General features: G+C 62.5%; 21 protein-coding genes and 1 other RNA gene. 13 read left to right on the top strand and 9 right to left on the bottom strand.

The annotated features are described in order from the left end of the window. Positions 1-140 precede the first annotated feature (140 nt). Entirely contained in the window at positions 141-590 is a 450-nt protein-coding gene (locus tag NKJ15_RS12155) for an antitoxin Xre/MbcA/ParS toxin-binding domain-containing protein (protein ID WP_352815500.1), read from the top strand. After that, positions 591-1,280 carry an RES family NAD+ phosphorylase gene (locus NKJ15_RS12150; protein ID WP_352769070.1) on the top strand — a complete coding sequence of 230 codons (690 nt, stop codon included), beginning with the start codon at positions 591-593 and terminating at the stop codon, positions 1,278-1,280. A gap of 36 nt (positions 1,281-1,316) precedes the next feature. Here NKJ15_RS12150 and NKJ15_RS12145 read toward each other — a convergent pair whose 3' ends face one another. Further along, positions 1,317-2,234: a DMT family transporter gene (locus NKJ15_RS12145; RefSeq protein WP_352501075.1), complete on the bottom strand. Its 918-nt coding sequence runs from the start codon at positions 2,232-2,234 to the stop codon at positions 1,317-1,319. A 225-nt stretch (positions 2,235-2,459) separates the two neighbouring features. Between NKJ15_RS12145 and NKJ15_RS12140 the strand changes: the two genes are divergently transcribed. Further along, positions 2,460-3,680 (top strand): alanine racemase, encoded by a 1,221-nt coding sequence (locus NKJ15_RS12140; protein ID WP_352815464.1) that lies wholly within the window; start codon positions 2,460-2,462, stop codon positions 3,678-3,680. Positions 3,681-3,843: 163 nt separating this feature from the next. Here the strand turns inward: NKJ15_RS12140 and NKJ15_RS12135 are convergent, their stop codons facing one another. Continuing rightward, positions 3,844-5,016 (bottom strand): lytic murein transglycosylase, encoded by a 1,173-nt coding sequence (locus tag NKJ15_RS12135; protein ID WP_352501074.1) that lies wholly within the window; start codon positions 5,014-5,016, stop codon positions 3,844-3,846. An 80-nt stretch (positions 5,017-5,096) separates the two neighbouring features. Then, entirely contained in the window at positions 5,097-5,894 is a 798-nt protein-coding gene (locus tag NKJ15_RS12130; RefSeq protein ID WP_502896455.1) for a glycoside hydrolase family 25 protein, read from the bottom strand. Between the two features lie 405 nt (positions 5,895-6,299). Between NKJ15_RS12130 and NKJ15_RS12125 the strand changes: the two genes are divergently transcribed. Continuing rightward, the gene (locus tag NKJ15_RS12125; RefSeq protein ID WP_352815462.1) at positions 6,300-7,679 is read left to right on the top strand and encodes a serine hydrolase domain-containing protein; all 1,380 of its coding nucleotides are present in this window, start codon (positions 6,300-6,302) and stop codon (positions 7,677-7,679) included. 24 nt (positions 7,680-7,703) lie between these two features. Here the strand turns inward: NKJ15_RS12125 and NKJ15_RS12120 are convergent, their stop codons facing one another. The 5 genes from NKJ15_RS12120 to NKJ15_RS12100 all read right to left on the bottom strand — a co-directional run bounded on the left by NKJ15_RS12120 (position 7,704) and on the right by NKJ15_RS12100 (position 14,388). Next, complete coding sequence (locus NKJ15_RS12120) at positions 7,704-8,012, bottom strand: HigA family addiction module antitoxin (protein WP_352453138.1); 309 nt, start codon at positions 8,010-8,012, stop codon at positions 7,704-7,706. 12 nt (positions 8,013-8,024) lie between these two features. Next, a complete protein-coding gene (locus tag NKJ15_RS12115) occupies positions 8,025-8,321 on the bottom strand; it encodes a type II toxin-antitoxin system RelE/ParE family toxin (protein ID WP_352471542.1) in 297 nt (98 codons plus the stop codon). A gap of 136 nt (positions 8,322-8,457) precedes the next feature. Further along, entirely contained in the window at positions 8,458-9,123 is a 666-nt protein-coding gene (locus tag NKJ15_RS12110) for a class I SAM-dependent methyltransferase (RefSeq protein ID WP_352815459.1), read from the bottom strand. Continuing rightward, complete coding sequence (locus NKJ15_RS12105) at positions 9,120-10,367, bottom strand: BtaA family protein (protein WP_352681816.1); 1,248 nt, start codon at positions 10,365-10,367, stop codon at positions 9,120-9,122. Before NKJ15_RS12105 ends, NKJ15_RS12110 begins: the two co-directional genes overlap by 4 nt. 82 nt (positions 10,368-10,449) lie before the next feature. Beyond that, positions 10,450-14,388: a hydantoinase B/oxoprolinase family protein gene (locus tag NKJ15_RS12100; RefSeq protein WP_352815457.1), complete on the bottom strand. Its 3,939-nt coding sequence runs from the start codon at positions 14,386-14,388 to the stop codon at positions 10,450-10,452. Positions 14,389-14,569: 181 nt separating this feature from the next. Between NKJ15_RS12100 and NKJ15_RS12095 the strand changes: the two genes are divergently transcribed. The 7 genes from NKJ15_RS12095 (at position 14,570) to NKJ15_RS12065 (ending at position 18,578) form a co-directional block, all read left to right on the top strand. Then, positions 14,570-14,776, top strand: coding sequence for a hypothetical protein (locus tag NKJ15_RS12095; RefSeq protein WP_023676780.1), 207 nt, complete (start codon positions 14,570-14,572; stop codon positions 14,774-14,776). Between the two features lie 197 nt (positions 14,777-14,973). Beyond that, positions 14,974-15,693 carry a TerB family tellurite resistance protein gene (locus NKJ15_RS12090; protein ID WP_352471547.1) on the top strand — a complete coding sequence of 240 codons (720 nt, stop codon included), beginning with the start codon at positions 14,974-14,976 and terminating at the stop codon, positions 15,691-15,693. Then, positions 15,690-16,457, top strand: a complete 768-nt coding sequence (locus NKJ15_RS12085; RefSeq protein ID WP_352471548.1) for an N-acetylmuramoyl-L-alanine amidase — start codon at positions 15,690-15,692, stop codon at positions 16,455-16,457. Before NKJ15_RS12090 ends, NKJ15_RS12085 begins: the two co-directional genes overlap by 4 nt. A gap of 185 nt (positions 16,458-16,642) precedes the next feature. Further along, positions 16,643-17,392 (top strand): lytic transglycosylase domain-containing protein, encoded by a 750-nt coding sequence (locus tag NKJ15_RS12080; RefSeq protein ID WP_352815455.1) that lies wholly within the window; start codon positions 16,643-16,645, stop codon positions 17,390-17,392. Between the two features lie 59 nt (positions 17,393-17,451). Continuing rightward, an RNA gene (gene rnpB, locus NKJ15_RS12075) (RNase P RNA component class A) lies at positions 17,452-17,850 on the top strand. 153 nt (positions 17,851-18,003) lie between these two features. Next, entirely contained in the window at positions 18,004-18,288 is a 285-nt protein-coding gene (locus tag NKJ15_RS12070; protein WP_352501068.1) for a type II toxin-antitoxin system ParD family antitoxin, read from the top strand. Next, a complete protein-coding gene (locus NKJ15_RS12065; RefSeq protein ID WP_352501067.1) occupies positions 18,285-18,578 on the top strand; it encodes a type II toxin-antitoxin system RelE/ParE family toxin in 294 nt (97 codons plus the stop codon). Before NKJ15_RS12070 ends, NKJ15_RS12065 begins: the two co-directional genes overlap by 4 nt. An 8-nt stretch (positions 18,579-18,586) precedes the next feature. On the opposite strand, the gene NKJ15_RS12060 is transcribed toward NKJ15_RS12065, so the two are convergent. Beyond that, on the bottom strand, positions 18,587-19,702 hold the full coding sequence (locus NKJ15_RS12060) for a cystathionine gamma-lyase (protein ID WP_352501066.1): 1,116 nt from the start codon (positions 19,700-19,702) through the stop codon (positions 18,587-18,589). Positions 19,703-20,107: 405 nt separating this feature from the next. Here NKJ15_RS12060 and mraZ point away from each other — a divergent pair, with 405 nt between their 5' ends. Continuing rightward, complete coding sequence (gene mraZ / locus NKJ15_RS12055; protein WP_254818997.1) at positions 20,108-20,566, top strand: division/cell wall cluster transcriptional repressor MraZ; 459 nt, start codon at positions 20,108-20,110, stop codon at positions 20,564-20,566. Beyond that, the gene (gene rsmH, locus NKJ15_RS12050) at positions 20,563-21,594 is read left to right on the top strand and encodes a 16S rRNA (cytosine(1402)-N(4))-methyltransferase RsmH (protein WP_352539515.1); all 1,032 of its coding nucleotides are present in this window, start codon (positions 20,563-20,565) and stop codon (positions 21,592-21,594) included. The genes mraZ and rsmH overlap by 4 nt, the downstream gene beginning before the upstream one ends.

Below are 21,594 nucleotides of genomic sequence, written 5' to 3'. Positions count from 1 at the left end.
AAGATTCGGAGCGTCGGAGCGCCCTTTGCATGTCCAACCGGGTGCTGCACGCTATACGAATGCGGTGGGCAACCGGCAGCGTTGTGAGATAGCCAGGACTTGAATTTTCTGCCAATTGGCAGTATATTGTCTGCCAAGTGATGGAGGCCGGAATGAGTGTCGGTTATGCGGTTCGCGATCCTGCAAATCAGGCTTTGCCGGCAAATCTGGCGGATGCCTCGGCACGGGCACGGCTCACGCCAGCGGCTGTTGCCGGCATCGTCAGGCTCGCAGACATCTGGCATCTGACCAGCACCGAGATCTGTACCTTAATCGGCGACGTGTCGGAGAGAACCTGGTTCCGCATGAAGAAAGGCCAGTGGGAGGGCGCTCTCTCCCAGGATTCGCTGACACGCATCAGCGCCCTGATCGGCATCTTCAAGGGACTGCGGCTTCTGTTCTCCGAAGCGCTTGCCGATGAATGGGTGCGGTTGCCGAACAAAGGACCTCTTTATGGTGGCCGGCGCCCCCTGGACGTAATGATCGAGGGCGGCATTCCGAAGCTGCTGCAGGTTCGCCAACATATCGACGCTTTGCGCGGTGGACTTTGAATGCAGATCCCGCCGCGCGCTGACATTTCCCAGCGCGACACGATCCGGCTCATTTCGACAGGCAGGCTCAAGGAACCGGTCCTGATGCCGTTGGCCAGGAATCATGGAGATTTGGAGGACCTTGCTGAGCTCGAAGGAGCCACCAGCGGCCGTCTTCAGGCGCAGCAAGGGGGATTGCCCGACCTCGATCCGCGCGAACTGGTTTTCGGGAGGCCGGGCTACACCTTCATCAATGCGGCGTTCGCTTACACCCGTCCGGGCGGCAATCGTTTCAACGATGATGCCAGGGGCGTCTGGTACTGTGGGTTCGATGCGGAAACTGCACTCGGCGAGGTCTCTTTTCATCTGACGCGCGAGCTTGCCGCAATCGAACGGTTTGAAAACGTCACCGACTACGCGGAGCTCGTTGCCGACTTCATAGGCTCGTTTCACGATCTGCGCGGTGCTGAGTTCAGCAAGGACCCGGTGCTCGATCCGGATACTGTCTTAGCCTATCCTGCCGGTCAGGCGCTGGCGAAGCAACTCCGCAAGCAAGACGCCGCGAGCGGCTTTGTCTATCCTTCCGCGAGACATGTCGGCGGGACCTGCCTTGCCGCCTTTCATCCCGATCTCGTTCAGAATCTCAGGCAAGGCGGTATCTGGCGTCTGGAATGGCAGGGTTCATCTGTTCCCGCGATCACGCCCATATAGCGCACGATCGGGAGCGACAACTTCGCTGCGCCATCTCTAACGCCGCCCGAACAGGCGACCGTCGATGGTGACGAGGCCGAGGGCGATCAGCGCCATGCCGCCGAGTTCGAACAGTTCGAGCCGCTCGCCCAGGAACAGGAAACCGAGCAGGATGGCACTGGCCGGCACGATCAGCGTGACCAGCGAGGCGTTGGTGGCGCCGGCCGAGGCGACGAGATTGAAATAGAGGATGTAGGCGAAGGCCGTCGACAGCAGCGCCAGTGCCAGCACCGCCGCCCACACCGGCGGCGAGGCCGAAAACAGATTGGCGGCATCATAGGTGAACAGAACGACCGGGATCATAATGATGGTCGAGCAGGTCAATTGGCCGGTGGCAATGACCGGTGACGGCACACCCTTGAAGCGGCGGGCGATCATCAGCGCAACCGCATAGGATAGCGATGCTCCGATGAGCGCGAATTTCGCCCAGACCGGACCGCCGAGCCCGGCGACGAGGCCGGGGCCGATCATCACCGCCGTTCCCGCGATACCGAGGGCGATGCCGGCAAGCTTGTTCCACGACAGCTTTTCGTCGCTGGTCAGGGCGTTGGCGAGGATCAGCGTCCAGAACGGCGTCGTCGAATTGAGCACCGAGGCGACACCGGCGCCAAGCTCGGTCTGGCCGGCAAAGATCAGCGAGAAAGGGATGACGTTGTTGGCGAGCGCCAGCAGGAAGAACAGGCCGGCATGCGGCAAGGCGAGACGAAACGACGGGCCACGGACCGCAAGATAGAGCTGCAACGCGATCGCAGCTATGGTGACGCGGAACAGCACCAGCACCAGCGGCGGAAGTTCCGCTACCGCAATACGGGCAAAGAAGAACGAGCCGCCCCAGATGGCGCCGAGCAGCAGAAGCTGCGCCCAGTCCTTGAGCACCATCGGACCGCGCATCGTGGTGGTGGCAGCTATCGCCATTGGTCGTCCTCCCAGACGAGATGCCTTGCTCTTCAGGCGTCTGTTCACGCCATACCCGATCCGGCCGCAAGGGCCACCCGAAACCTGAGCGATGGCCTAGCTCGCTCATAACCGGCGTGCAGCACCGGCGTAGCGCCGCGAAGCTAGGGCGGCGAGACATAGAATTGTTTTCATTAGCCGCTAGCTTGGATTAATTGTGCGCAGCCTCAGTCAAGGGATTCGTCCATGCAGCGATTCGAAAATGCCCGCGAGGCAGCGCTGGCGCTTCGCCCGGACGATCCGATCTATTGCTTCCGCCCGCAGGTGCTGAAGGCGGATGCCAAACAGTTCATGGGCATGTTTCCCGGCAAGACCGCCTATGCGGTCAAGACCAATGGCGAGCGGATCGTGCTCAACGCCCTGGTCGAGGCCGGCGTCAGTGCCTTCGATGTGGCCTCGCCCGGCGAATTCGCCGCCGTGCGCGCCGTCTCGCCGGACGCCGAGATGCTCTACATGCACCCCGTAAAGGCGCAGTCGGACATCAGGCTGGCGCTGGAAAAATACGCCGTCCGCGTCATTTCGCTCGACCATGAGGACGAGATCACCAAGCTGACCAGGGTGGTGCGGGCGCTCGACATCGATCCAGGCGCGATTACCGTGTTCGTGCGCATCCAGACGAAAGGCTCGGCAGCCTACGAACTGTCGAAGAAGTTCGGTGCCGGACCGGCCAATGCGGTCGAACTCGCCGAACGGCTGAACCGGACGGGCTACAAGGTCGGGCTGTGCTTTCATGTCGGCAGCCAGATCGAGGATCCCGACACCTATGAGCGGGCGCTGGCCTCCGCCGACTGGGTGCGCAACCGCGTCGGCTTCGACATTGCCGGGCTCGATGTCGGCGGCGGCTTTCCCGCCGAATACGGTCACGATCCGAACAGCCGCAAGCCGGAAATGCCGTCGCTCGGCCAGATCATGTCGCGGCTGTCGGGTGACCTCCAGGAGTACCAGTTCGACCAGTTGCCGCTGGTGGCTGAGCCCGGCCGGGTGATCGTGGCGCGCTGCCTGTCGCTGATCGTGCGCGTGCTGCTGCGCAAGGGCAAAAGGCTCTACATCAATGACGGCATCTGGGCATCGCTGTCGGATTCATGGACCGGCAAGATCACGCTGCCGGCACGCTTCATCCCCGATCCGGCGATCCGCTCGCGCAATGGCGAGGACAAGACCATCGTGCCGTTCAAGGTCTGTGGCGCGACCTGCGATTCCGTCGACATATTGTCGCGGCCGTTCTGGCTGCCCGAAACAGTCGATACCGGCGACTGGATCGAGATCGGCCATATCGGGGCCTATTCGCTGTCGCTCAGAACACGGTTCAACGGCTTCTATCCCGACACCTTCGTCGAGGTGGCGACGCCGTTCGACGAAGGCGATGCACCGCAGGGGTTCGCCAGCCTGGAGACGATGGCGGATTAGTTAATGGTGGAATGGTGAATAGTGAATAGTGAATAGTGAATAGTGAATAGTGAATAGTGAATAGTGAATAGTGAATAGTGAATGGTGGTAGCTCTGGTGCTCAATGCGGCTCCGGTGCTATTCTTTTCACCATTCACCATTCACCATTCACCATTCACCTCCTTCACAGCCTGGCCAGCAGCTCCGGAGTCGGCCAGCCGTCGACCGGCAGGCCCAGACGCATCTGCTCCTTACGGATGGCTTCGCGGGTGTTGGTGCCCAGGATGCCGTCGACGGTGCCCACGTCATAGCCTTTCGCTTCGAGCTTGGTCTGTAGCGCCTTCATCTGGTCGGCGTCGAGGCCGGGTTCGGGGTTGCGCGGATCGAATCGCGGCGCGCCCCCCAGTCGGGCGGCAAGATTTGCCGCGGTCAGGGCATAGGTGAAGGACTGGTTCCACTCGAGATAGACGTCGAAATTGTCGTAGGTCAGGAAGGCTGGCCCCTTGCGACCCATGGGCAGCGCCAGGCCGGCCTTCAGGCCGTTGTCGAGAAGCGGCGTACCGTCGGGCCTGGTAACGCCCCACTGGCTCCATTGCGTCAACGGCAGCTTGTTGGTGCGTCCCGTCTGCTCCCACGGCAAATCGTCAGGCACACGGACTTCCTCGATCCAGGGCTGGTCGCGCTTCCAGCCGCGCGACTGGATCTTGCTGGCCGTGCTCATGATCACGTCCGGCGCGCTGCCGCGCAGGTCGACCAGGCCGTCGCCGTCGCCGTCGACGCCGTGGCCGAGATAGTCGGAAGGCAACATCTGCGTCTGGCCGATCTCGCCGGCCCAGGCACCGGTCACGTCGGCCGGCACCACGCCGCGATCGATCAACATCAGCAGCGGCACGATCTGCGGCCGGAACAGCTGCGGACGGCGGCAGTCATGCGAGAGGCTCACCAGCGCGTTCAGCGTATGAAAATCGCCCTGCACGGCGCCAAAATCGGTCTCCAGGGCCCAGAAGGCGGCGATGACCGGCGCCTGCACGCCGTATTCGCGATCGGCGCGGACAAAGACCTCGGCATATTTTTGCAGATTGGCCGCACCTTGCTTCAGCCGATGGGACGAGATCATGCGGTTCGAGAATTCGATGAAGGTCTGGGTGAAGACGCCCTGGGCGCGGTCGCGTGCCAACGCCTTCTCATCGAGGGTGGCGTTTTCCAGCGCATCAAGGCCGGCAGCGCCGACGCCGGCCGCCCTGGCCTCCGCCGCCACGCCGTGCTTCCATGACTCGAAATCCCCGCCGCATTGCTGTGCCGCGGCCGGCACGGCGGTCAGGAGCAGCGCCGCGAGAAGTCCAAAGCGCAATCGCATCGCTATCCTTCCAAGAAGATTACCGGCGGTTGCAGGCATTCGTCGTTGGCTGTGTCGAAAAGCAGGCGGCAGGCCTGGTGTCAACGGGTGTTCTGCCGCAACCACTTCTTCCACGCGGCTTCGGAGCCGTTGAAGACGCTGATGTCGGCGTTTCCGGCCATGCCCGGCACGACACCCGTTCCGGTATACTGCCAGAAGGTGAAGGGATGGCTGCCGTATTTCTGGCGCGGGTGCCCGGCGACGGAGCGCAGCCAGTAGGGGTAATTGCGGAAGCCCGATAAACCGTTATCTTCGAAGAAATCGACAGACGTGTAGATGATTGGCTTCTTGCCGTAGTATTTTTCGACGATTTCGAGGAACGTGCTCATCTCGCTGCGTACCGTGGCCGGATCGGGCCGCAGCTTACAGGTCGGCGATTTCGGGTTCCATTCCATGTCGAGAACCGGCGGCATCGCCGAGCTGTCTTTGGGCACGTTCTGGATGAACCAGCGCGCCTGGGTAGCGGCCGGCGTGCAAAAGTAGAAGAAGTGATAGGCGGCGCGGGGAATGCCCGAGGCCTTGGTGCGGCTCCAATGCTCGCTGAAAGCTTCATCGAACCGGTCTCCGCCCTCGGTTGCCTTGATGAAGGCGAAGGAAATGCCGCTGGCCCTGGCGGCCGGCCAGTCGATCGAGGTCTGGTATTTGGAAACGTCGGTGCCGTGGACGGCATAGCTCCACGGTGCGCCGCTGTCCCATTCATGCGGGTCGGAATCGGCAAAACGCGGCGCGCGTACCGCAACCATCGAGGCGCTGGACGACGACAGCGATGGCGTCAGATCCTCAACCGTCGAGCAGGCACCAAGCAGCGTCAGCGTGATGAGAACCGCGAAACGGCGCATCGCTACTTCCCGAGCCGGTTTCAGCCGGCCGCTGATGGGTCTTTCCGCGGGTGCCCCTCGACCGGGCGCAGCGTGTCTGAAACCGACTTACGCGACGCACCTGGATCTTCGTTTCATGCATTCCCAAACCGTTACGCAGTTTTGGGACGCATGCATTCAAGCCCCGCCGGACGGTCACCCCACAGGATCGCCCGGTCTGTCCCAAGCGCGTCGCTTCGACGCGCTTAGCTCTTTTGTCTATGCATGTCGTTGTCCCAAAACCGCTGCGCACTTCTGGGCGACATGCACCTGTGATCGCCGATCATGGTTGATATTCGGTTGACGGCGCTCGACAAGAGCCGCGATTTTGCCGAAACAATGGCGGCAAATCGATGACATAGATCGCGCTCAGGGGAATTCGAAAAAATGCAGATCCTCCTGAAGTTCGTCAAATGGCTGCTCGGCCTGGCTGTGCTGGCCGCTGCGATACTCGCCGGCTGGCTGTATTTCGCGCCGCCGGAACTGATCCGCGTCGGTTCCGGCTATGCCGCCAAGATCGTCTGCTCGAACGTCTTCATCGCCGGGCGAGACGCCAACGACGTGCTCGCCGTCGATGTGCAGGCGCCGGGTCATCCGCTGCTGAAGCTGATGAGAGTGTCGGTGGACAAGGAGAAGGGAACGGTTTCGGCGGGCCTGTTCGGCGCGCTCGGCAAAAGTGTCGCGGTCGCCCGCGACGGGCTCGGCTGCGCCTCGGTTCCCGACGGCGATATTGCCGCCGCCAAGGCTGTCGCCGGAGCTGCACCGACGCCGGCGCCGCTGCCCGATCTGATCTGGCCGGAGGGCGACAAGGCCGATGCCTCGCAGGATCCCGAGGTCGCGAAAGTCCTCGACGATCCAGCCATGACCGGCGCCGGCATGCGGGCGGTGGTGGTGGTCAAGAACGGCCGCATCGTCGCTGAGCGCTATGGCGACGGCTTTTCCGAAAAGACGCCGCTATTGGGCTGGTCAATGACCAAGACGGTGAATGCGGCGATCGTCGGCACGCTGGTGAAGGAGGGCAAGCTGGCGATGACCAACCAGGGTCTGTTCGGTCCCTGGAAGGGAGATGGCCGCGCCGTGATCAGCCTCGCCGATATGATGGCGATGTCGAGCGGGCTGGAATTCAACGAGGATTACGGCGACGTCGCCGACGTAACGCGCATGCTCTATCTCGAACCGGACATGGCGGGCTTTGCCGGATCCAAGCCGCTGACCGGCGAGGTCGGCAAGGTGTTTTCCTATTCGAGCGGCACGGCGGTGATGCTGTCCCGATTGTGGCAGGACGCGATCGGCGACAAGGACAAGGCACTGGCGTGGCCTAGGACCGCGCTGTTCTATCCGCTCGGCATGCAGAGTGCAGTGCTGGAGGCCGACGAGCACGGCACCTTCGTCGGCTCGTCCTACCTCTACGCCACGGCACGCGACTGGGCGCGCTTCGGCCAGTTCCTGCTGCAGGGCGGCGTCTGGAACGGCAAGGAGATGCTGCCCGCCGGCTTCGTCGACTGGATGCGGGAACCGGCAACTGCCTCGAAAGTCTACGGCAAGGGGCAATTATGGATAGAAGGACCGGGCGACGAAGAAAACCCCGGCGCCGGCACTACCGCCGGCCTGCCCAAGGACACCTATTGGATGGAGGGGCATGATGGGCAAACGGTTGCCATCATCCCCTCGGAGCAGCTGGTTGTGGTGCGGCTCGGGCTGACGCCGGCCAGGCTCGGCTATCGGCCGCAGGCGATGGTAGCGGGGCTGGTCAAGGCGCTGCACTGAGGAATGCGGCGGTCGCAGTCTTGTCTATGCGGCTGTCGCCAAAGGCTTGGCGCGATCAACACGCGCCCGCTCGTCGGGTGAGTTCATAACCGTCCAAAGATCGTTACGGCGCTGGACGTTCAACCAGAAATCCGGGCTGTTGCCAAACACCCGCGCCAGAATGAGCGCGGTAGCCGCCGTCACGTTGCGGCGGCCGTTGCACAATTCGTTCACATGCTTGCGCTGGACGCTCATAGCTTCGGCCAAAGCCGCCTGTGTCAGGCCGAGTGGTTGCATGAATTCTTCCGTAAGAATTTCGCCAACCGTTGCTGGCTTGCGTGCGGTCATCAACATGTCTCACCTCACTTATATATAACTGTGGTCGTCGAGATAGATGTCCGACGCCTCGCCCCGGCCCCCGTCCCAGCGGAAGACGAGCCGCCATTGTTTGTTGACACGGATCGAATGGAAGCCTTCGAGATTGCCGCGCAACTTCTCGAAATGGTTGCTGGGCGGCACACGCAAATCCTGATCGATCGCCGCGTCGTCAATCATCTGGAGCTTGCGGAACAAGCGGCTTTCGAGATCGGGCGGAATATTGCGGGAATGGGTGTCGTCCACGAAGAAAGCCCGCAGCCATCCATCTCTAAATCCGATGATCATCCCATGCTTCCGGCGAGGAGATAATGTACCACTCCTTGGGTCACATGGCAATGTGTGATTTAGCCAAATTAGCTGATTTCAGCCACGGCCCCCATTTAGGATTGGAGCCCCAAAACCTTCCACGCCAAAATTGATGTTAGATGGCGATCTTGATCACGGCGAGCCAGCTGTAGCCGCGATAAAGTGTTCTGAATCGAAGGCTTGCACCAACTCTCGCAGATTCCGATTCCAGGACGTCGCGCAGGACTTCACGCGGCTCGACATGGAATTTTTTCAGCCAGCCGCGCAACAGCTTGCGGAACCAGCTGGGCAAGGCTTCCTGCTGGCCAAAATCGACGACATGCAGCGAGCCGCCCGGTGACAGAGCAGCAAGAGCCGCGGATACCGTCTTTTCCCAGCCGGGGATCATCGACAGCGAATATGAGACAAAGACGCGGTCGAAACTTTCGACGCCGAACAGCGCTTTCGCGTCGAAATTCGTGGCATCGCCGCGCGCCAGCGTGACGCGGCCGGAGAGGCCTTCGCGCGCGAGGGCGGCAGTCGCCGTCTCCAGCATCTCGGCCGAAATATCGAGGCCGAAGAGGCGCGCGCCGGGATAGCGGCGGGCGGCGAGGATGATGTTGCGGCCGGTGCCGCAGCCGAGCTCGAGCACGGTGCCGCCGGCCGGCACATCCAGTCCGGCGATAAGCCGGTCGCGGCCGAGCAGATAGTATTTGCGGGTCAGGTCGTAGATATGACGCTGCCAGCGGTAGACGCCGTCCATCAGCTGGGCATGGCTGGCCGGCAATTCGGTCGTGCTCATGCGGACCGCTTCACATAGAGATGGAAGCCACCATAGATGGCCGAGCGGTCGCGCGCCGAAAACTCGCGCGAGGCGTCGTTCTCGTAGCGCCACTGGTCGAGCAGCGAATTCGAGACGCGGCCGGGCAGCAGGCTGGGTTCCGCGGCGGTACGGAAGATGACGCGGGCGCCGGTGGAGGCGGTTCGGGTGATCTCGGCCCACAAACCATTGAGCTGGTGGTCGGTCATCCAGTCCTGTGCATCGAGCAGCACGAAGCGATCCACCGAGCCGGCATCCTTGCCGGCAAGGAACTCGATCAGATTGGCGTGGTGGATGGCAACGCGATCGACATTGTTGCGGATCGTCTTGTAGTTGCGCTTTTCGAGATAGGCGGGCAGGGCGGCCTCGCCCGGATCAGGGTAGCGGCGGGCGAAAGCCTGCCAGGCGAAATAATTGGTCTTCAGCGGAAAATCGCAGGCGAGCTTTTCCAGTCGTGCCTTCAGCACGCTGGCCATGGTGCCGTCACCCGAGGTGATCAGCGAATCGTACTGGGCCGGCGGAATGCCGAGGCCGAACAGCGAGGCTTTTCGCGAGGTCGCCCATTTCAGCAGCGGTTTTTCGAAGACCGGCGCCAGCTCTTCGTCAAAGAAGCGGCGCTGATCGGCGATGCTCTTAGCGTCCATGATGCCGGCCGGGTCGACGCCGAAGAATTTTGCGGTGCGGTGGCCTATGGCGATGAACAGGCCAAGCAGGCCGGTCTGGTAGAAATTGCGGTCGAAGACAGCGATGCGGCGACGGCCGCGCCAGTTGCGGCGCTCCCAATAATGGCGGCTGACCGGGTCGAGATGCGGTGCGATGAAGCGATCGTAGGCCTGTGAATTGTGCCCGGTCTCAGCCGCGCCGAAGAAACGGAACAGGTCGCCCTGCGACGGCAGGTGACGGACGGCTTCGAGCTTCATGCGGTTCAGCGCGATATGGGCAGCGTTGAGGTCGACGGCATCGATCCTTTCCGGCGAGCGGGTGAGATAGGCAAGGATGTTACAGCCGCCGGAGGCAATGGTGACGATGCGGTGGCCCGTCCCGAGCTGCATCGCGTCCATGTCGATTTCGGGGTCTTCCCAGATCTGCGGATAGACGAGGCCGGAGAACAGGAAGGCGAACAGGCGCTCGGAGATGCCGGCTTTCGACAGCGGGCGGTTCTGGTAGACGGCCTTGCCGACTTCCTTGCCGCGGCGAAAAACCAGGTCCCCAGAAATGTCCGTCATGGCAAGGCGATTCCCCGTTTGCTTTGGCGCAAGCCGGTAGCGCAGGGTGATGACAGGCCAGTGACAGCCTGTTGACGCGAGTTCAGGCCTTGCCAAATCCACCTGGGGTCGGCGTCGTCACGATGACCGCCTCGCCAGCGTCGAGGATGGTCTGATCGCAGGCTTTCAGCGTCTCGATCGCGCCGGTCTTGCGGCGGACCTTGGTCGAACCGGCCTCGCCATCGCCGCCTCCGTCCAGTCCCCCCGGCGGGCGGTTGCGATGCGAGGACAGGATCGCGCATTCCATTTTTTCGAGGAAGCGGATAGTGCGCCTGGTGCCGTCGCCGGCATTCCATTTGCCTTCGCCGCCGGAGCCTTCGCGGATATGAAAATCCTCCAGCAATACCGGGAAACGCAGTTCCAGCACTTCCGGATCGGTCAGGCGCGAATTGGTCATATGGGTGTGGACGCCGGAGGTGCCGGCAAAACCGCGGCCGTCGTTCATCCGGCCGGCCGGCGAGCCCGAGCAGATCGTCTCGTAATACTGGTACTGCTTGTTGCCGAAGGTGAGATTGTTCATCGTGCCCTGCGCATTGGCCATCGCGCCCATGGCGCCGAATAGCGCGTTGGTGACGTGTTGCGAGGTCTCGACATTACCGGCGACGACTGCCGCGGGATAGGCGGGTTTCAGCATCGAGCCGTCGGGAATGATGATGTTGATCGGCCGCAGACATCCGGCATTCATCGGGATGTTGTCTTCGACCATGACGCGGAAGGCATAAAGCACAGCGGCTCGGGCGACCGGCTCTGGCGCATTGAAATTGTTCTTCATCACCGGCGACGTTCCGGTGAAGTCGACGGTCGCTTCGCGCTTCCGCCGGTCGACCGATATCTTCACCTTGATCATTTGGCCGGTGTCGGTCGGGTATTCGTATTCGGAACTGTCGGGCAGCCGCTCCAGAACGCGGCGCACGCTTTCGGCGGCATTGTCCTGGACATGGCCCATATAGGCTTCGACCACATCGAGGCCGAAATGGGCGACCATCTTGCGCAGCTCGGCGACGCCCTTTTCGTTCGCGGCGATCTGCGCCTTGAGGTCGGCGATGTTCTGGTGCGGATTGCGCGCCGGGTAGGGGTGGTCGGTGAGCAGCGTCTCCAGGTCCTTCTCGCGGAACCGGCCGCGATCGACGATGCGGAAATTGTCAAACAGCACGCCTTCCTCGTCGACGGTTGTGGCAAGCGGCGTCATCGAGCCGGGCGCGGTGCCGCCGATGTCGGCATGATGGCCACGCGAGGCGACGTAGAAGAGGATCTCCTCCCCCGTCGAGGGGGAGGTGGCGGCGAAGCCGCCGGAGGGGGTCGTTGCGGCAGTGCTCGACGCACTTGTGGTGCCTTCTGCGAGGACCCCACCCGGCCGCTTCGCGGCCACCCTCCCCTCAAGGGGGAGGGAAAACACCGGCGTCACCACTGTGATATCAGGCAGATGGGTGCCGCCATTGTAAGGTGCGTTCAGCGCAAAGACGTCGCCGGGATGGATGTCGCCGGAGTTCAACCGGATGATGGTTTCCACCGAGCGGTCCATCGAGCCGAGATGCACCGGCATATGCGGCGCGTTGGCGACCAGCGCGCCATTCCGGTCGAAGACGGCACAGGAGAAGTCGAGGCGCTCCTTGATATTGACCGAATAGGCGGTGTTCTGCAGCGTCACGCCCATCTGCTCGGCGATCGACATGAACAGGTTGTTGAAGACCTCCAGCATCACCGGATCGGCTTCGGTGCCGAGTGCGGCGTGTCGGCGCTTCTTCTCGACGCGCCGCATCAACACGTGATCCTTGGCGGTGATCTCGGCCTGCCAGCCCGGCTCGACGACAATGGTCTGGTTTGGCTCGATGATCAAAGCGGGGCCGGCGATCTTGTTACCAGGCTTCAGCGTTTCGCGGGGGAAAATGCCGGCGTCGCGCCAGACGCCGTCGACAAAGATTTTCCGGTTCCCGGAAGGACTTGCGGCCATGTCTTCAACAACTGAATCGCTTTCGTCGCGGCCGGTGCCGCCGGTATCGGTACCTTCGACGCCGATCGACTCAACGATCATCGGCTTGTCGTCGTAGACGAAACCGAACTGCGCCTTGTGCGCCAGTTCGAAGTCCGCCTTGGCCTGCGCAATCGAGCCGTGCCCGAAGTTCACAGGCAGCGCGGTATCGGTGCCGTCGTAGCGGATCTGCAGCACCGGTCTCGAGACGACCGCGTCTTCGCTGATGCCTTGCGCGGCGAGTTCGTCGATGACGGCTTTGCGCAGCGTTGCGATGAGTTCATCGATCGCTGGCCCGGAATTGTCCGCCAGCGGCTTCAGCAGCGCCTGCTGGCGTGACGCAAATACAGAGGATAGGCCGATGCCGTATGCCGAGAGCAGGCCTGAGAACGGATGGATCAGCACCGCCTCCATGCCCAGCGCATCGGCGACCAGGCAAGCGTGCTGGCCGCCGGCGCCGCCGAAGCAGTTCAGGAGGTATTCGGTGACATCGTAGCCGCGCTGCACCGAAATCTTCTTGATGGCGTTGGCCATGTTTTCGACGGCGACGGTGATGAACCCTTCGGCGACGGTTTCCGGCGAGCGGCCGTCGCCGATCTGGGCGGCAAGTGCGGTGAATTTTTCGCGAACCGTCTGGACGTCGAGCGGTTCGTCCTGGCCCGGTCCAAAGATAGCCGGGAAGAACTCGGGCTGCAGCTTGCCCAGCATGACATTGGCGTCGGTGACGGCCAACGGGCCGCCGCGCCTATAGGCGGCTGGGCCGGGATTGGCGCCTGCCGAATCCGGCCCGGCGCGAAAGCGGCCGGCCTCGTAATGCAGGATCGAGCCGCCGCCTGCAGCGACGGTGTGGATGCGCATCATCGGCGCTCGGATGCGGACGCCGGCGACCTCGGTGTCGAAGGCGCGCTCGTAGTCGCCATCGTAATGGGCGACATCGGTGGAGGTGCCGCCCATGTCGAAGCCGATGACCTTGCCGAAACCGGCGAGTTTTGCCGTCTCGACCATGCCGACGACACCGCCGGCCGGGCCGGACAACAGCGCGTCCTTGCCCTGGAACATTTCGGCGGCGGTGAGGCCGCCCGACGACATCATGAACATGAGGCGAGGGCTTTCCCTCCCCCTTGAGGGGAGGGTGGCGGCGAAGCCGCCGGGTGGGGTCGGCTCGACTGGGTTCGACCTACTCTCCCCCCTTGAGGGGGAGATGGCCGCAAAGCGGCCAGAGGGGGTCCTGTCAGAAGGCACCACAGGGGCGTCGAGCACTGCCGCAACGACCCCCTCTGTCGGCTCCGCCGACATCTCCCCCTCAAGGGGGGAGAGGACGCCCAGTTCCTTTGCCACTCTTTGCACATATCTCGACAGGATCGGCGACAGGTAGGCGTCGACCACCGTGGTGTCGCCGCGGCCGACCAGTTTGATCAGAGGCGAGACCTCGTGGCTGACTGAGACCTGCGAGAATCCGAGCTTTCGACAGACTTTGGCGACCGCCTTTTCGTGCTCGGGATGTTTCCAGGCATGCATGAAGACGATCGCGACCGCATCGATGCCGTCCGCCTTGGCTTGCTCAATAGCCGGGCGTACCGAAGCAATGTCGAGCAGGCGCTCGACGCTGCCGTCGGCGCGAACCCTTTCGTCGATCTCGACGACGCGCTCATAGAGCTGTTCGGGAAGGATGATCTGCTTGGCAAAGATATCTGGCCTGGCCTGATAGGCAATCCTCAGCGCATCGCGGAAGCCTTTGGTGATGAGCAGCAGCACACGGTCGCCCTTGCGCTCGAGAAGCGCATTGGTGGCAACCGTGGTGCCCATCTTGACATCGCCGATCAGAGCGGAGGGGATTGGAGCGCCGGGTTGGACGCCGAGCAAATCGCGAATGCCCTGGATGGCAGCGTCGGCATAGGCTTCGGGATTCTCGGACAGCAGCTTGCGCGGGTGCAGCGCGCCTTGCGGGTCACGGCCGATGACATCGGTGAAGGTGCCGCCGCGGTCGATCCAGAAATCCCATTTTGCAGTCACAGCGGCGCTCCCGGGATTTTTCCCTGTTCGATCTGTTAGCTCGCGAGGCCCTGACCGGCAATCGTCAAGTGATTGGAATATGTTACAGGCAGAAATGCAACGTTACGAAACTCATGCGCAGCTTACGCATTGTGTCCTCGACCGCCGCCGGTAACGGAGGCGTGATTAGAGGAGAGATATCATGAAGAAACTCATTCTTGCGTCGGTGTCGGCGCTTGCGTTGCTTGGCCTTGCCGCCTGCAGCAACAGCGGCACCGACAACACCACGACGCAGAGCACCAACCCGCCGGCATCCGACCAGACGATGAAGCCGGCTGCTCCTGACGCCAACAAGCCTGCCGAGCCGGCTCCGGCTCCGGCACCTGCGCCGGCTGCTCCGGCACAGTAGTCAATGTGACAGCCAAGGAAAGGCTGGCCTCACAGGCCGGCCTTTCTGCTGCTTACGATACCAGCGCCTGGCGGCCGAGTGCGACGACGTGAGCGCTGGCGCCAGCCGCCTCAGGCATTGCGCCAAATCGATTGGGCCAGCCCCTGCGGCACTGTCTTGGCTTGATAGCGATGGGTGGTTGGTCCTATGAAGCCCCCATGTCGATTTGGGACCGCCTTGGCGACTTCGTCACACGCGTTTCATCTTCAGCGTCGTCAGGCGTCGCCGAAGTGGTCGAGGCCGTGCGCACGGTTTTCTCCGGCGATGCCGATCTGCGCCGGCGTGTCGCCTTCTCGGTGGCGATGATCGCCCTGTCGGCCAAGATGGCCAAGGCAGACGGCATCGTCACGCAAGACGAGGTGCGCGCCTTCCAGGAAATATTCGAGGTGCCGAAGGAACAGAGGCGCAATGTGGCGCGGCTCTACGATTTGGCCAAACGCGACATTGCCGGTTTCGAGACCTATGCCGAGCGGATGGCGCAGCTTTGCGGTTCGGGCCATTCGAACTGCCTGATGCTCGAGGATATACTCGACGGGCTGTTCCACATCGCCAAGGCCGACGGGCTGGTGCATGAGCGCGAGGGCGAATTCCTGCATCGCATCGCCGAGATATTCCGCATCGATGAGGCGCATTACCAGAGCATCCTGGCCCGGCATGTCGATCTGGGTGCCGCCGATCCCTATGTTGTGCTCGGCATCGAGCGCGGGAAGCCGTTCGAGGAGGTCCGCAGGCGCTACCGCAAGCTGGTCTCCGACAATCATCCGGACCGGCTGATCGCACGCGGCCTGCCGCAGGAATTCATCAAGATCGCGACGACCAGGCTGGCGGCGATCAACGCGGCCTATGAAATGATCGAGCGAGGCCTGCGGCACGCATGAGCGGCTTTCCGCCCGATGAGCCGAGCGCCGAGGTCAGGGTATCGCCGAATTTCGGACCACGGCGCGGGACGCTCGGACCCGATATGATCGTGCTGCACTACACCGGCATGGCTACGGGCGCCGGTGCCGAGGCATGGTTGTGCGATCCGGCAAGCGAGGTCTCGTCGCACTACCTGGTCCATGAGGACGGCCGCATTGTTCAGATGGTCAGGGAAAGCGACCGCGCCTGGCATGCCGGCAAGAGCTCGTGGTTCGGACAGAGCGACATCAACTCCTGTTCGATCGGCATCGAGATCGTCAATCCGGGGCATACGCTCGGCTATCGCAACTTTGCAAAACCGCAGATCGGTGCGGTGATCGGCCTGTGCGCCGGCATCATCGAGCGCCATTCCATTCCGGCGCAGCGGGTGCTTGCCCATTCCGACGTGGCACCGGGGCGCAAGGTCGATCCAGGCGAGAAATTTCCATGGAAGGCCTTGTTTGCCGTCGGTATCGGCCATGTTGTGCCGGCAGCACCGATCCGGCGCGGCGCCGTGCTGAAGCCAGGCGATACCGGCGCCGAGGTAGAGGCGCTGCAGTCGATGCTGGCGCTCTATGGTTATGGCGTCGAGATCACCGGCGCCTTCGATCGGCAGACCGAAATCGTGGTAGAGGCATTTCAGCGGCATTTCCGGCAGCGCCTGGTCGATGGCATGGCTGATGGATCGACGATCCGCACGCTGGAAAGGCTGCTCGCTTCCGTAAGGATAGCCTCTCTCAAATAATCTTTTGCCAGCTTAAAAATTACAATCTGTTACTCAAAGTGACTTGCGTCGCCTTCTTTGGCGCCAATTCCGTCGTCAAAGGCGATCCGTACAGATTGTCGGACGTCTATCCCCCCAAATGTTCCGATGTTGATTGAGGGTATCTGCGCGAAGTTCTTTGTGCAGATCAAACAGAACAGGATCACATGCAGAAATTGACCGTTTTAACGGCAGCCATTGCTGCCGGCGTAATGACTTTTGCCTTCAGTGCGGCAAACAGCGCACCGCTGAGCCAGCGGGCCGATCAGGGCTTCAGTGCCGCAGCCGGCAAAACCGCCGTGCCGAAAGCCACCCTTGGTGCAAAAGTAGAGAAGACCGCCACCGCAAAAGTGGAACAAGCAACCGCGGTAAGGACGAAAAAGCCGGCCCCTGCGAAAAAGCCAACCGCTGCAAGAAAGACAATCTCAAAACACTATGTGAAGCGTAACCGCAAAAGCATCGACCACATGGCAACGGCGTCAGTCGCTCCGAAGAGCAGGCCAGCGCCTCAGGCGGTGGTAGTCGGCGCCAGCGGACAGTATTCGGCGATCATTGCGCGTTATGCCGCCAGCTATGGCGTCCCGGTGTCGCTCGCCAACGCCGTCATCAAGATCGAAAGCAACTACCAACCGAACCAGGTCGGCAGCGCCGGCGAGATCGGCCTGATGCAGATCAAGCCGGCGACGGCGCGGATGATGGGCTATAGCGGTTCGGTTCAGGGCCTCTATGATCCAGATACCAACATCAAATACGGCATGAAGTACCTCGCCATGGCGCGGGATCTCGGCGGCGGCACGACCTGCGGCACGATCCTGAAATACAATGCCGGCCATGCCGCCACACGGATGAACCCGGTGTCCGCAGCCTATTGCGGCAAGGTCAAGGTCCAGCTGGCTGCACTTGGAGCGCCCGCCTGACAAGCGACAACTTGCTTTTTCGTTTGCGTTTTCGGGCCTGAACCCCTTTATACGCCTTGCCAGCTGGCCGGGCGGCCGCACCCGCGAAGCCGAAAGGCTGCGGGTGAGGAAAGTCCGGGCTCCATGGAGACACGGTGCCGGTTAATGGCCGGCGGGGGCGACCCCAGGGAAAGTGCCACAGAAAGCAAACCGCCACGATCCAATCGTGGCAAGGGTGAAAGGGTGGGGTAAGAGCCCACCGCGCGACTGGCAACAGGAGCGGCACGGTAAACCCCACCGGGAGCAAGACCGAATAGGGGCGGTGCGAGGGGAAACCCTCGAGGGCTGTTTCCGGCTCACCGTCCGGGTAGGTTGCGTGAGGCGTATGGCAACATGCGCCCAAGATGAATGGCCGCCACGTTCTCGCCGTGTAAGCGGCGAGGGCCATACAGAACCCGGCTTACAGGCCAGCTGGCAGTTTTCCCCGATAAAAGGAAATCTCCTGATATCAGCAGGTTGCGTCTTCGGGCGCAGCCGTTGGTTCAGTTTTCGACCCGCAATTAAGCGCGGCATTCCTTGAAAATGGTGCGATTAAATCGTACCATTTGGATGACGGTATTCAGGAGCGCGTCATGGGACAGGTCGATAAACGCAGCATCACGCTGTCGCCGGAATTGGCGGCGGTGGTCGACGACGTGGTCGCCGCCGGCGAATATGCCTCGGCGAGCGAGGTGATCCGCGACGCGCTGCGGCAATGGAAGGACCGGCGCGACCTGCTCGGCTACACGGTCGAGGAATTGCGCAAGCTGGTGCAGGAAGGGATCGACAGCGGGCCGGGGCTGGACGGGCCGCCAATCATGGAACGGCTGCGCGCCAAATATCTGAAAATGGCCGGAACCAAAGGCCTTGAGGAGTGAAATACCGCCTGCTTCCTCAGGCATTGATCGACCTCGAAGCCATCGGCGACTACATTGCCGAACAGAATCCAAATGCGGCGGTTCGGCTCGTGGATCTCTTGCAAAGGCGGTGGGATTTGCTGACCCTGCACCCCTTCTCAGGTGCGCCGCGCGAAGACATCGCAACCGGAATCCGTCACCTGATCGTCGGCGAATACCTCACCCTGTACCGCGTCAGTGAAGAGGCGATCGAAATCGTTCGCGTGCTGCACGGCCGGCGCAAGATTGATGCCGACGATCTGAATTCGTGATTGCCGATTCAGCCACCGATTGCGTCTAGCGACGCCTCGATCGCCTGCCAAAGCTCTTCCACCGGCTCGCAGCCGACCGACAGGCGAACGAAGCCGGGCGGAACGGCATCTCCCCTTTTTGATCGCCGTTCCGCCGAAGTGTGCACGCCGCCGAACGATGTCGCAGCCTGCATCAAGGCGCAATTGTTGATGAAATCCTCGGCCTTGTCCTCCGAGGCGAGCACGAAGGAGATGAGAAAGCCGAAGCGCTCCATCTGGGCGCGGGCAAGATTGTGCGATGGATCGCTCTCCAGTCCCGGAAAGCGCAAGCCGCTGATCGCGCGATGGTTTTTCAGTCGTCGCGCTATCATTTCGGCGGAAGCGCACATGCGGTCGAAGCGCACGTCCAGCGTTTCGAGGCCGCGATGCACCAGCCATGCCTCGAACGGCCCGGGGATGGCGCCCGACGTCTCGCGCCAGTCGGTCACCCTCGAGATAATGTCCGCGTCGCGGCTGGCGACATGGCCGAACAGCACATCGGAATGGCCGTTTGGTGCCTTGGTGTCGGCGGCAATGACGATATCTGCGCCGAGATCGAGCGGGCGCTGGCCGAAAGGCGTCATCGTCGTGTTGTCGACCACAAGCCCCGCACCCGCTTTGTGCACGGCTTCGGCGACGGCTGCGATGTCGCATATATCCAGTCCCGGGTTGGCGGGCGTTTCGACGAAGGCAAGCCGGTATCCGTCGAAGCCGCCGTCGAGGAAGCTCGACGTCGGCCGGACATCATAAGCGACGCCGAAGGACTTCAGGAAGCGCTCTGCCAGCGCTCTCGTCGTGTGATAGCCGTCGGACGGCAGCAGGATACGGTCGCCGGCTTTGAGCAGGCCGAAAAATACCGCCGAGATGGCAGCCATCCCCGAGGGAAAGGCGACGCATGGGGCGTCTTCCAGATGCGCCAGCATGTGCTCGACCGCATCCCAGGTTGGATTGCTGAAGCGGCCATATTGATCATAGCCGGTGGCGTCGCCGGGCGCATGAAAGATGGCGGCCATGGTCAGGGGCAAGGGGATCGGGTCGCCCTTGGCCAGCCCGCCGCGGCGCAGATGGGGAAGTGCCGCGGCGCGTGACTTGGCTGTTTCGGACATGGTTTCAACCTCGTTACTGACCGGAAAAGGACATGCCGAGGCTATGCGCGGCAGCGATCCGCAGCAAGCCGGCTCCGGTTGGGCCACACGGCTCTAAACGCTTCGTTAGGCTTAATAGACGATAAAGACGGGAGTGCCGTCAAAGCTGCTCTCCCCAGTCGTGGCAGGCGCGTTTTGAAGACTGTTCCCGTTGACGCCCATAACACCCCATGATATCCCATTCCGATACTCAAGCCTTCGTTTCGTGTCAGGGTGAAGCGTACGCCAATCGGGCAGCCGCGGCGGCTGCGCGTTTGCCTGCGTTCGCCCGTTATAACGAAGTGGGTTTTGGACGCCGACCGGGCTGGGGCGGCGCGGACAGGAAGATGCAGAGGGGTGCGGCGGCGCAAGCGGCCGTAACGCGTAATGGACCGGTTTCTGTCGAACGCGGTGAACAGGATCGATGCGAAGGGACGGGTGTCCGTGCCGGCGCATTTCCGTGCCGTTGTGCAGAAACGCGGCTATTCGGAACTTTATGCGCTACGCTGCCTGGATCGCCCGGCGATGGATGTCGGTGGGCTCGACCTGCTCGATCGCTACGAGCAGCGCATCGCCCAGGAAGACCCGTTCCTGCAGACGGCGGACGACATGTCGTTCTTCTGCCATGGCGATGGAACGTTTCTGAAGCTCGACCAGGACGGCCGTATCACGATGAGCGATTTCATTCGCGAGCATACCGGCATTTCAGCGGAAGTGGCCTTCGTTGGCCGCGGCAATTTCTTTCAGATCTGGGAGCCGGGACGGCTCAGCGCCTATGGGACGGAAGCACGCGCCCGGCTTTTGCAACTTCGGCAGGGGACGAAGCCCGGGGAGCGGCCGGAATGATGGCGGGCGACGGCGATGAAGTTCATGCCGCTGGCGGACCAGCCCGTCACATTCCGGTCCTCCTTGCCGAAGTTCTGGAGGCGCTGGCGCCGACAAAAGGCGAGGTGATCGTCGACGGCACGTTCGGTGCCGGCGGCTACACGAAGGCCATTCTGGCAAGCGGAGCCTCGGTCGTCGCCATCGACCGCGATCCGGATGCGATCGCGGCGGGGCGGGCCCTTGAACAGCAGTCCGGCGGCAAGCTCAGGCTTGTCCAGGCACCGTTCTCGACGCTCGACGAACAGGTTGAAAGTGCCGATGGCGTCGTGCTCGACATCGGCATCTCCTCCATGCAGATCGACCAGCCGGAGCGCGGCTTTTCGTTCCGGGCCGATGGGCCGCTCGACATGCGCATGGCGCAGGCGGGCCTGAGCGCCGCCGACGTCGTGAACACCTTCAAGGTGGGCGATCTTGCCCGCATCTTCGGTTTTCTCGGCGAGGAACGCCATGCCGGGCGCATCGCCCGCATGATCGAGAGCCGTCGCGAAAAACGCCCCTTCGAGCGCACGCTCGATCTTGCCGATGCCATCGAGACGCATATCGGTCGCGCGCCAAAGGACAAGATCCATCCGGCCACCCGCGTTTTCCAGGCGCTGCGCATCTTCGTCAATGACGAACTCGGCGAACTGGCCAAGGCACTGTTTGCCGCAGAGCGCGTGCTGAAACCGGGCGGGCGGCTTGTCGTGGTGACCTTCCATTCCCTGGAGGACCGCATCGTCAAGCGCTTCATCGCCGACAGAGCCGATTCAGCGACCGGATCGCGGCACCTGCCCGAGGCGCAGGCGCGCACCGCCACCTTCACCAAGAAGGGCGGCGGCGTGACGCCTGGCGATGCCGAGATAACGGCAAATCCGCGGGCGCGCTCGGCAAGGCTGCGCGCTGCGATCCGTACAGAGGCGCCGGCGCGCGCCGGCGATTTTTCGATTTTCGGCCTGCCAAAACTGCCTGGCCCAAAGCTTCCCGGCGCCGATCGACCGGGAGAGAGGTGA

It is taken from the genome of Mesorhizobium sp. M0207 (genome assembly GCF_040321995.1).
Lineage (GTDB): Bacteria > Pseudomonadota > Alphaproteobacteria > Rhizobiales > Rhizobiaceae > Mesorhizobium.
Note: the sequence above shows the minus strand (reverse complement) of the source record. Positions and strands in the feature narration are given on the sequence as shown.